A 581-nucleotide genomic window follows, 5' to 3' on the forward strand; every position below is an offset into this window, starting at 1 on the left:
CGGCGGACGGCGTGGCCAGGGGCGGGCTCAAGGCGCTGGTGCAGGAGGATCCGCGCGTGCTGTGCGCGCGGCGGGGCGTGGGGCCGGCCCGCACGTCCCGGCTGCTGGCGGCGCTGGAGCTGGGACGGCGTGCGCAGCGCTCCGCGGAGAAGCGGCCCCGGCTGCGCAACCCGAAGGAGGTGCATGCGTATCTGGCGCCCACGCTGGGCGCGCTGAGGCGCGAGGTGTTCCACGTGCTGTGCTTCAACCCGCGCAACGTGCTGGTGCACGACGCCCGGGTGGCGGAAGGGACGCTGAGCGCGTGCCCGGTGGATCCGCGCGAGGTGTTCGCCGCGGTGCTCGCCTCACGGGCCACGGCCATCGTGTTCGCGCACAACCACCCTTCCGGAGACCCGGAGCCCAGCGTCCAGGACGTGGGGCTCACGGAGCACCTGGCGCGGGCGGCGGGCTTGCTGGGCGTGAAGCTGTTGGATCACGTCGTCGTGGGGGACAGCGCGTTCGTGTCGATGCTGGAGCGGGGCATCCTGCCGGACAGCGAGCGGGAGGGGCGGCGCAAGTGCGTCACGGGCGAGGGCTGGTGA

1 protein-coding gene is annotated in these 581 nt (G+C 74.2%); it reads left to right on the forward strand.

Annotated elements, in window-relative coordinates; translation table 11 throughout:
• Window positions 1–581 (forward strand): JAB domain-containing protein (locus D7W79_RS42580; RefSeq protein ID WP_120530799.1); only part of this gene is annotated, 581 nt, incomplete at its 5' end.

This window comes from Corallococcus exercitus (genome assembly GCF_003611585.1).
In the GTDB taxonomy this organism is placed as follows: domain Bacteria; phylum Myxococcota; class Myxococcia; order Myxococcales; family Myxococcaceae; genus Corallococcus; species Corallococcus exercitus.